This is a genomic window from Succinivibrio sp. (genome assembly GCF_045124615.1).
In the GTDB taxonomy this organism is placed as follows: domain Bacteria; phylum Pseudomonadota; class Gammaproteobacteria; order Enterobacterales; family Succinivibrionaceae; genus Succinivibrio; species Succinivibrio faecicola.
The window spans coordinates 1-8,732 of the sequence record NZ_JBGVMC010000358.1; the positions used below are offsets into that span (position 1 = coordinate 1).

At 35.9% G+C, this 8,732-nt stretch carries 8 protein-coding genes; 2 read left to right on the forward strand and 6 right to left on the reverse strand.

The genetic code is table 11. From position 1 onward, the window contains the following. Positions 1–457: 457 nt before the first annotated feature. Complete coding sequence (locus ACJML3_RS09480; protein WP_406022685.1) at positions 458–1,003, reverse strand: hypothetical protein; 546 nt, start codon at positions 1,001–1,003, stop codon at positions 458–460. A gap of 338 nt (positions 1,004–1,341) precedes the next feature. Between ACJML3_RS09480 and ACJML3_RS09485 the strand changes: the two genes are divergently transcribed. Continuing rightward, positions 1,342–1,776: a DUF4878 domain-containing protein gene (locus ACJML3_RS09485; RefSeq protein ID WP_406022687.1), complete on the forward strand. Its 435-nt coding sequence runs from the start codon at positions 1,342–1,344 to the stop codon at positions 1,774–1,776. A gap of 264 nt (positions 1,777–2,040) precedes the next feature. Continuing rightward, positions 2,041–2,637, forward strand: a complete 597-nt coding sequence (locus ACJML3_RS09490) for a YiiX/YebB-like N1pC/P60 family cysteine hydrolase (protein ID WP_406022688.1) — start codon at positions 2,041–2,043, stop codon at positions 2,635–2,637. Between the two features lie 54 nt (positions 2,638–2,691). Here the strand turns inward: ACJML3_RS09490 and ACJML3_RS09495 are convergent, their stop codons facing one another. The 5 genes from ACJML3_RS09495 to pepN all read right to left on the reverse strand — a co-directional run. After that, the gene (locus ACJML3_RS09495) at positions 2,692–3,801 is read right to left on the reverse strand and encodes a porin (RefSeq protein WP_406022690.1); all 1,110 of its coding nucleotides are present in this window, start codon (positions 3,799–3,801) and stop codon (positions 2,692–2,694) included. A 174-nt stretch (positions 3,802–3,975) separates the two neighbouring features. Further along, on the reverse strand, positions 3,976–5,079 hold the full coding sequence (locus ACJML3_RS09500) for a porin (protein ID WP_406022692.1): 1,104 nt from the start codon (positions 5,077–5,079) through the stop codon (positions 3,976–3,978). Positions 5,080–5,299: 220 nt separating this feature from the next. Continuing rightward, a complete protein-coding gene (pyrD, locus tag ACJML3_RS09505) occupies positions 5,300–6,331 on the reverse strand; it encodes a quinone-dependent dihydroorotate dehydrogenase (RefSeq protein WP_406022693.1) in 1,032 nt (343 codons plus the stop codon). Positions 6,332–6,336: 5 nt separating this feature from the next. Beyond that, entirely contained in the window at positions 6,337–6,567 is a 231-nt protein-coding gene (locus ACJML3_RS09510; protein ID WP_406022695.1) for a DUF2835 family protein, read from the reverse strand. Continuing rightward, positions 6,567–8,732: aminopeptidase N (gene pepN / locus ACJML3_RS09515; protein WP_406022697.1), on the reverse strand; the 2,166-nt coding region annotated here is incomplete at its 5' end. The genes pepN and ACJML3_RS09510, both read right to left, overlap by 1 nt.

An 8,732-nucleotide genomic window follows, 5' to 3' on the forward strand; every position in this document is an offset into this window, starting at 1 on the left:
GAACATTTTCTTTAGAATAACATCTAAAGACTGATCCTCTTTAACTTAAAAATGTAATATGGCTTATTTATTACATTCAATCAGACAACATAAGGACTTTCTACTCTATTGAGTTATTTTTTAAAGAAAAGGGTTTTATAAAAAAAAAGACCAGTAAATGGTCGAGAATGGATCTTAATGATCGACAGCAAATAAACAATAAAAGGTCACTTTGTGGCCTTTTATTGTATCAGTGCTACTCTATAGCAAAAATGCACTCATGCGTCTTTTTAGGTCAGTTTACTACTCTATATTCATCAATAACTTTTCTGCTAATTAAAACGCTTTAGAATGTGGTGTTAATGCTTAAGGATTGTATTTACTCAAGATAAAAAAAATCCCTCTGAGATGGAGCGTCCCAGAGGGAGAGAATGGTCTTAACTAACGTTAAGAACTACAGCAAATTAGGAGAAAACTTTTATGCATATTTGAGCATGTGCTCTTCGTACCTGCAAACATATTCAGGTGCGACTCTAATCATCATTCCGTTTGAAAATCCTCTGTTCTCCATTACTTCAAGCTCTTCGCTAAGCAGCATTAATCTTACAAGTCCATCTGCATCCTTTTCATCAAGAACAATGCAGTGGCCGTAATTACCGTTTTTTGAATAGATATTCACAAACATTCCTTTGCTTGGAACAATCTGTCTGCTTGACACAGGAGTAAAGATTTTTGAATAAGGGCAACCGACTCTTGCAAAACGCATACATGCTACTGCTCTAAGTCCGATTGAAAGAACTGTACCTTCATCGCTTATTAGCTTTGAGATACCGTCTTGGTATTCTGTTAACAAATTTGCATCAAATACACAAAAAGGCTCGTTGTTTTCAGGCCTTACATCTAAATCATCAACTCTGTAGTTAGTATCTAACTGGTAGCTTTCGCCATCATCTGTTGTAAGATTGATTACCAGTTTGCCATTGTTGTACGACCAGGTACAGTTGTGAGATGGATTTATAATCATTTGTATTTGCTGCCTTTTTATAGTGTTTTTGAAATTATTGTAATCTATTTTCATTTTATATTAAGTTTTTCAAAAAATAAACTAAAAATAGCCCAAATTTATTAAATCGTGATCTCTGGATCACATATCAAGGCATTTTCAAATGTAATGAATATTACTTAACAGCAATTTTTACCATTATTACTTTTCATTACTGCTCTTTTCGCTTTCTATTATATTTTTGATTATTTAGCTTTTTATTAGTTATTATGCATAAATTACTTATTTACTGACATAGAGCAATTTTTTTTTAATGTTTCATGGAGTAAAATGAATTTATATTCTTTAAGGAGTTAATTATGTTAAAACGTCTATTAAATCTTTTTTCTGTAGTTACTTTAGTACTTTCTGTATTTACTATTGCAGCATGCTCTGATTCAAAACCATATGAAAAGGTTGCTGTTACCTATATGGAAGCTGTTTTTCAAGCTGATACAGATACTGTTCTTGATACTATCTATATCAAGGATAAACGTTCTGAAAAGGAACAGCGCAAGAAAGCTGAAGAAAAACTAAATGCTTTCTTACCAGAAGTTGCTAAAGATATGGAAGCAAAAGCAGGTGGTGTTAAGAGCGTTGAGGTTCTTAAGTCTGAATTAAATGAGGCTCAGGATACTGCAAAGGTAACTGTACAGATCAACTATAAGAAAAAGTTCAACAACGCAACTAATGAAAAGGTTACATTAACCGTTGTTAAGGTTGAAGAAGACTGGAAGGTTATTCCAAATCTATAACTATTTCTTATAAACATTTCATTTAATAGAGGCTCTTGATCCTCTATTCTTGTCATAAAATACTAATGCAATCTTATTATTTATTTGCAGACTGACAAACTCGATGCTAGACCGAAGTTAAAGTGCGCTCTGAACATTGGTTACGTGATTCTCGAGACTTGTGACAGGAAGGTCATATATGACCTTTAACAAGAATTTTTTACTGATTCATATCAGAATATGAAAATCAAAATACTCTACACATATCTGTTTTGCTTTCTGTTCGTGCTTTTTCTTGCAGAAATTATTTTTACTTTCCAAAAATCAGATCCTGAAAATATAAGACCAAGAGAACTTGATACTGCCATAACTGAAAAAATTAAGATTGGTGATCTTGTATTAAGAGAGGGAACTTCCGTTCAAAGTCAGATTATTTCGCAGTTATCTGACAGTAAGTTTAGTCATATTGGCATTATCACATCTGTTGGAGATGGAATTTTAGTAACTCATGCTTCAAATGATGAAGAAACTAATGAAGCTGTAAGTGAGACAACTCTTGATGAATTCATTTCTTTTGATCTTGCATACTCTGTAAGGATCATAAGATTAAAAAACATACCAGTTAATGTAAGAGAAAAAATAGCACTAAACGCAAAACAGAAAATTGGTCAGAAATTCTATCTTGTATCTGACAGTATGAGCAACAGTGATAAAAGAATGTACTGTACTACCCTAATCTACGATGCTATCAGACAGGAGCTCCCTGAATTTACTCTTAAATGGAAGACTATTAATATGCCAGCAATTAATGGAGCTTTTTTGATGCCTTCTGCCTTTCTTGAGACTGATAATGAATTAATCTATTCATCTGACCAAAAATAAAACCTGAAAGATCACTCCTCCAGGTTTTACGACTTTGTTTAAAAGAATTTCTTATTAGAAGGTATATCTTGCACCAGCTGATAACTGAGTGCCTCGATTTAACTTATCCTTACCGTCTATTGGGTTAATTGAGGTTCTCTTATCATCTGAGCCAGCATCGAACTCAGCTTCGGTCCATACCTTGAAGTTACTGTTGAATGCGTAACGTACCTGTAATGGAACACGCTTGAAGGTATACTCTTCTTCTTTACCGTTATATTTGTTGATTGTTGCCTGCATGTGATTGTAACCTGCGATAAGAGCAACGCCACTATCGAAGCTATAACCTACAACAAGCTCATAGCCTTTTAACACCTGCTCTTTAAGTGCAGTTGCAGAAAGCTTATTAAATTCAGAGTCATATCTGTATGCAGAGCCTGCTAGATATAAACCAGTTGTTGGTAATCCCCATGCTACAGATGCTACAGTATGCTTTGCATCAGCAAAATCAAATTCATCTCTGCCTTTTACATCATCATCCTGGCCCTTTAAGTAAGAATAGCCAGCCTTAACTGATAATGGACCAAAGCATACATTGTCAAAGGTGTAACCTGCTGCTGCGCCGTAGCCACTTTCAACATCTAACTTCTTACCAAATACCTTGATTTCATCTGAAGCGATCTGAGCATGAACAGAGCCAAAGAAACCGCTGTTATTAATGTCGTAACGGATAATGCCATTGCGACGATCACCGTTTAAACCAAAATCATTCTGAAGATCAATATCCTCATAAATATCGGTTGCAGCATGAACAGCACGGTTTACATCGAAGGTCTTACCGCCAATAACCTTACCAAACTTGCCAAAATCAGCACCAACATACTGCTCACGAGAAGCAATCTTATCGCCAGTTTTAGCCTTATGACCATCAGCCATATCCCATTCAGTGAATGCAATTGCTGACAGATAATCTAAAACTTTTGTTTTACCTGACATTGATAGACGTGCAGAATTAACAAGTGATGCATCATGCTCACCTGCATAATTGTAATGACCGTTATATGCAACAGCCTGTACTCTACCGCCAATGGCAAGAGAAGTGCCATCCTTATCATATACTGTAGCAGCATTAGCAGCCATTCCAAGTGTTGCTAAACTTACTGCAAGAGCTAGAGACTTTTTCATAATATTTCCAATAGTTATATATAATTACTGATGATAATATTTTATGCCAATTAACTGAAGATCAAGTAATTTAAGTTTAAAAAGTTAAAGCTGTATCACAACAAATTTATGTCAAAAAAAACAAAACCCCGACATATGCCGGGGTCATTATTATTCTATAAGATAGAAAATATCTTAGAAGGTGTAACGTGCACCAACTGAGAACTTAGTACCTCTATCTTCCTTAGAATAGTCAACATCTTTATTAGCGTATGAATTTGAGTTTGCATCGAACTCAGCTTCAGTCCAGATGTTGAATGAAGGAGCTACCTGATAGTTAACTAATACAGGAACACGGCGTACAACCTTTGATGGAGTTACGCCATTAACATTCTTGAACTTAGAATCTCTAACTTCGTAACCTGCTAAAACATTTAAACCAAAGTCAAAAGTGTAGCCTGCTACTAACTCATAGCCCTTAACGTGCTCGTTGCTACCGTATACATCAGCAGGGTCATTGTTAGTTGTCTTGTGGTGAGTATTGTATAAAGCAGCTAAGTATAGACCTGAATCTAAAGAACCCCAGGTTACAGAGAATGCTGAACCCTTGAACTCTTTAAATTCGTTGAAAACGTAGTTTTCTGTCTCATCATCCTGACCTTCAACGTAGGTGAAACCACCCTTGAAAGCTAATGGTCCGAATACAACATTATCAAAGGTGTAACCTGCTGATGCTGCATAACCCTGCTCTACATCAACTTTATCATCTGAACCCATTAATAGAACATCATCAGATGCAGTATTGAATGATGCTGATGCAAAGAAACCGTTGTTGTCATATACATAACGGAACATACCGGTACGACGATCACCTGAAGTTAAGTTGTCAACACAAGCTGTATCTTCAAATACGTCGGTTGCAGCCTGAACAGCATATAAAGCATCAAATGCCTTACCAGCTAATACCTTACCAAATGAACCAAAATCAGCACCAACATACTGATCACGTGTATTGATTGAATCGCCAGTTGCAGCTTTGTTGCCATCAGCCATATTCCACTCTGAGAATGCGAATACTGAAACATAATCATTTACCTTGGTGGTACCTGATAAGTTTAAACGAGCTGAATTAACTAAACCTGCATCATGATCACCAGCTTTATCATATGCACCATTGTAAACTACAGACTGAACACGACCGCCAACTGCGAATGAAGTGTTATCCTTATCATATACAGTTACAGCACTTGCGCTGGTTGCAGCAAAAGCAACTGCTAATGCTAGTAAAGACTTTTTCATAATATATTCCTCGTTATTTTTAATATGTAGTGTTAACTACATCACAATGACAATTTAATGAATATTTAACAAACTGTCAATATTATTTGAACCACATTACACTTTCTTTATAAATTTGACATGTTTGCAATATTTTAGTGCATATATAAAAACAAATCTGACATTTTAGTTTAAAAATGTCAGATGTAAAATTTACTAAGGTTTTAATTTACAGTTATGCTTATAAAGCAGCTACAATCTTTTTAATTATGACTGGACCTTTGTAAATTAATGATGAATAAAGCTGAACAAGACTTGCACCATTAGCAATTTTCTCTCTTGCTGATACTGCATCAGTTACACCACCAACACCAATTAATGGCATCTTACCTTCAGTCAGTTCATGCACTTTTTTCAATACTCTGTTGCTAAGATCTCTTAATGGCTGTCCTGACAGTCCGCCCCACTCATTTGCATGATCAAGAGCATGAACCATCTGTCTTGAAACAGTGGTATTAGTACATGTCATACCATCCATCTTAAGCTCCATACATACAGAGCAGATATTCTCTAAAGCCTCATCATCAAGATCAGGTGAAATCTTAACAACTAATGGAACATACTTGTCGTATTTCTCTTGTAGGGTCTTCTGCTCTTCCTTTAATGGCTTTAACAGATTTATTAAAGGCTCTTTTGCCTGAAGCTTAGTAAGATTTGGAGTATTAGGGCATGATACATTAATGGCAATATAGTCAGCATACTGATAGACCTTCTGCATGCACTCTAAATAATCACTAAGAGCGTTTTCTACAGGAGTTGTCTCGTTCTTTCCGATACTTACGCCAATAATGCCGTCATAGTTTGCAGTCTTTAGATTCTCAACAAGATTATCAACACCCTTGTTGTTAAAGCCCATTCTATTAATGATGCCTTCAGCGTCCTTGATTCTGAACATTCTAGGCTTTTCATTACCATCCTGAGCTTTTGGTGTTACAGTACCAACCTCGATAAAGCCAAAACCTAAAGAGCCAAAAAAGTCTATTGCCTCGGCATTCTTATCAAGACCTGCTGCAAGACCTACAGGATTTTTAAACTTAAGTCCCATAATCTCAACAGGAGAATTAGCAACCTCCTGTTTGAATATACTTGTCAGATTCTTCTGAGAAATCAGCGCAGCTGAGTTAATCAAAGTGTCGTGCGCTTTTTCTGGATCCATGCAGAAGATTAATGGTTTTACCAGTAAGGGATATAAGCTGTATGGAATAAACTGCATTTTCGTTACCCTATCTTAGTTATTTTCAAAAACTTGTTGTCAGATGTTGTTGTAAGTTCAAAAATACCATAGATTCCATCTTCAGTTGTAAACTGTCTTAAATGTTTTGCATCAATATCAAGAACCAGCCCTTCTACGCTTCTTACACGAAATCGCTTGATAGCTCCCGAATAAACATTTAACAGCTGCTCTTTTGTAACAGCCATTGAGAATCTATAGCTTTTGTATCCGAACATTATCTTTCCTTAAGTGCAGCCTCAACCTTTTCGTAAATTGATTTAGAAAGATTTGGCAGCGCCATAAGATTCTTTAGCTCCTGTCTAATCATAGATTCTCTTTGAGAATCAAAACGTGAAAAACTTAACATAGGAGTCAGAATTCTTGCAGCTACACTTGCATTAATTGTATTGAGACGTTTTACCTCAGAGCACAAGAGTCTGTATCCGTCACCTGAAATATCATTTAAAGCAACAGGATTAGATAGAGCAAGAGCGCCAACTAAAGCTCTTACACGGTTTGGATTATTGCCATCATATGAAGGATGCTTCATAAGAGCTTTTACATTCTCAATTGCCTTGTAGCTTTCAACTGTTGCATTTGCTCTGAAGAAATTATCAAAAGCAAGTGCATTATTTGAATAGCTCTTCTCAAAATCTTCATGAATAGCACTCTTACATGCTAAATCAAAATGAGTTGCATCAGTTAAAGCCTGAAGCTTATCAGTCATATTATTGCTGTTCTTATAATGATTCATTACAAGATCTGATGCCTTTGAGTGCTCATTTTTAAAGCAAAGTGCAGTAACAATCATATGAAGAGCACTGTTGTTTACAGAGCGTTTGCCCATATTCTCAACAGAATAGTTTGCACTTGATGCTCTTATCTTGCTGTAAAGATTTGTAAATTCCTTCTGTAAGGCACAGGCAATCTTGTTGACTAACATTGTTCTTACAGCAGATAACTGATCGATTTCAATGAAATCAAAAGTTTCCATTAATGAAGAAACAGACTGAATCTTCATAGTTTCATTGAGTAAAATCAGATCAGTGTTTTCATCAACTGCTGATAAAAGCTGTCTGTATGATGATATAAGCTCGATTGGCTCAGTAATGGTAGCACCATTCTTAAGATTCTTTATATTCTCATGAACATACTGCTTTTGCATATTTACTGCACTGTCAACCTTAATGAAAGGATCAGCACTAAATGACATCATATGTTGCAGATTTTCAGTTGTATATGGAGCATTTAGCTTTACAGGTGCTGAAAAATCACAAAGCAGAACAGGCAGAACATTCTCACTTAATGTAAAGGTATATTCCTGCTCTGATTCATTAAGAATAATATATTCCTTAAATGAAAGCTCTTTTGGTCTTACCTCATGGCCATCCTTATCAAGAAAAGAAATTCTTATTGGCATGAAGAAAGGCTCTTTCTCACTCTGATCAGGAGTTGGATTTGTATGCTGACTGAGCTTTAATACAAGCTTTGAGTTTTCAGTGTCATAATGCCATTTTGCATCAACATTAGGAGTGCCGGCTTGTGTATACCATCTTCTAAACTGAGTTAAATCAATTTCACCCTTTTCTTCCATACATACAAGGAAATCTTCGATGGTAACAGCCTGGCCGTCATATTTTTCAAGATAGTAACTTAAAGCCTTCTTGAACTTTTTCTCACCGACTAAGGTATGAATCATACGAATGATTTCAGCACCCTTGTCATAGATGGTTACTGTATAGAAATTATTCATCTCCATAACCTGTTCTGGACGTACAGGATGAGCCATAGGAGATGCATCTTCTGCAAACTGTGAAGAGCGAATTACATTAATTGCATGAAGTCTTGTCAAAGCTCTGTTTGCACAGTCTGAACTGAATTCCTGATCTCTAAATACAGTTAAACTTTCTTTTAATGACAGCTGGAACCAGTCTCTTAATGTAACTCTGTCGCCAGTATAATTGTGGAAATACTCATGACCAATTACGCTTTGTACATTATAAAAAGCAGTATCAGTTGCAGTATCAGGATCAACCATTACATAAACTGAGTTGAAAACATTAAGACTCTTGTTTTCCATCGCACCGAAGTTGAAGAAATCAACAGCCACAACCTTGAAATTATCAAGATCATATTCAAGATTGAATCTGTCCTCATCCCACTTCATAGACTCCTTGATGCACTGCATTGCAAACTGACCTCTAAGTGCAGCACCTCTGTCTACATAAAGTTTCAAATCAACATTACGGCCTGATTTTGTCTTGAATGTATCCTCAACAATATCAAAGGTACCTGCAACAAGTGCGAACAGATAGCTTGGCTTTGGGAACGGATCTTCCCATACAGCAAAAGGACGATTCTTTATCTTACCCTGCTCAATTAAATTACCGTTTGAAAGTAA

What these genes read in the sequence shown, in the direction of transcription:
- ACJML3_RS09495 (WP_406022690.1), bottom strand. Translation starts at nt 3,801, where the DNA reads ATGAAAAAGTCTCTAGCTCTTGCAGTAAGTTTAGCAACACTTGGAATG.
- ACJML3_RS09485 (WP_406022687.1), top strand. Translation starts at nt 1,342, where the DNA reads ATGTTAAAACGTCTATTAAATCTTTTTTCTGTAGTTACTTTAGTACTT.
- pyrD (WP_406022693.1), bottom strand. Translation starts at nt 6,331, where the DNA reads ATGCAGTTTATTCCATACAGCTTATATCCCTTACTGGTAAAACCATTA.
- ACJML3_RS09500 (WP_406022692.1), bottom strand. Translation starts at nt 5,079, where the DNA reads ATGAAAAAGTCTTTACTAGCATTAGCAGTTGCTTTTGCTGCAACCAGC.
- ACJML3_RS09510 (WP_406022695.1), bottom strand. Translation starts at nt 6,567, where the DNA reads ATGTTCGGATACAAAAGCTATAGATTCTCAATGGCTGTTACAAAAGAG.
- ACJML3_RS09480 (WP_406022685.1), bottom strand. Translation starts at nt 1,003, where the DNA reads ATGATTATAAATCCATCTCACAACTGTACCTGGTCGTACAACAATGGC.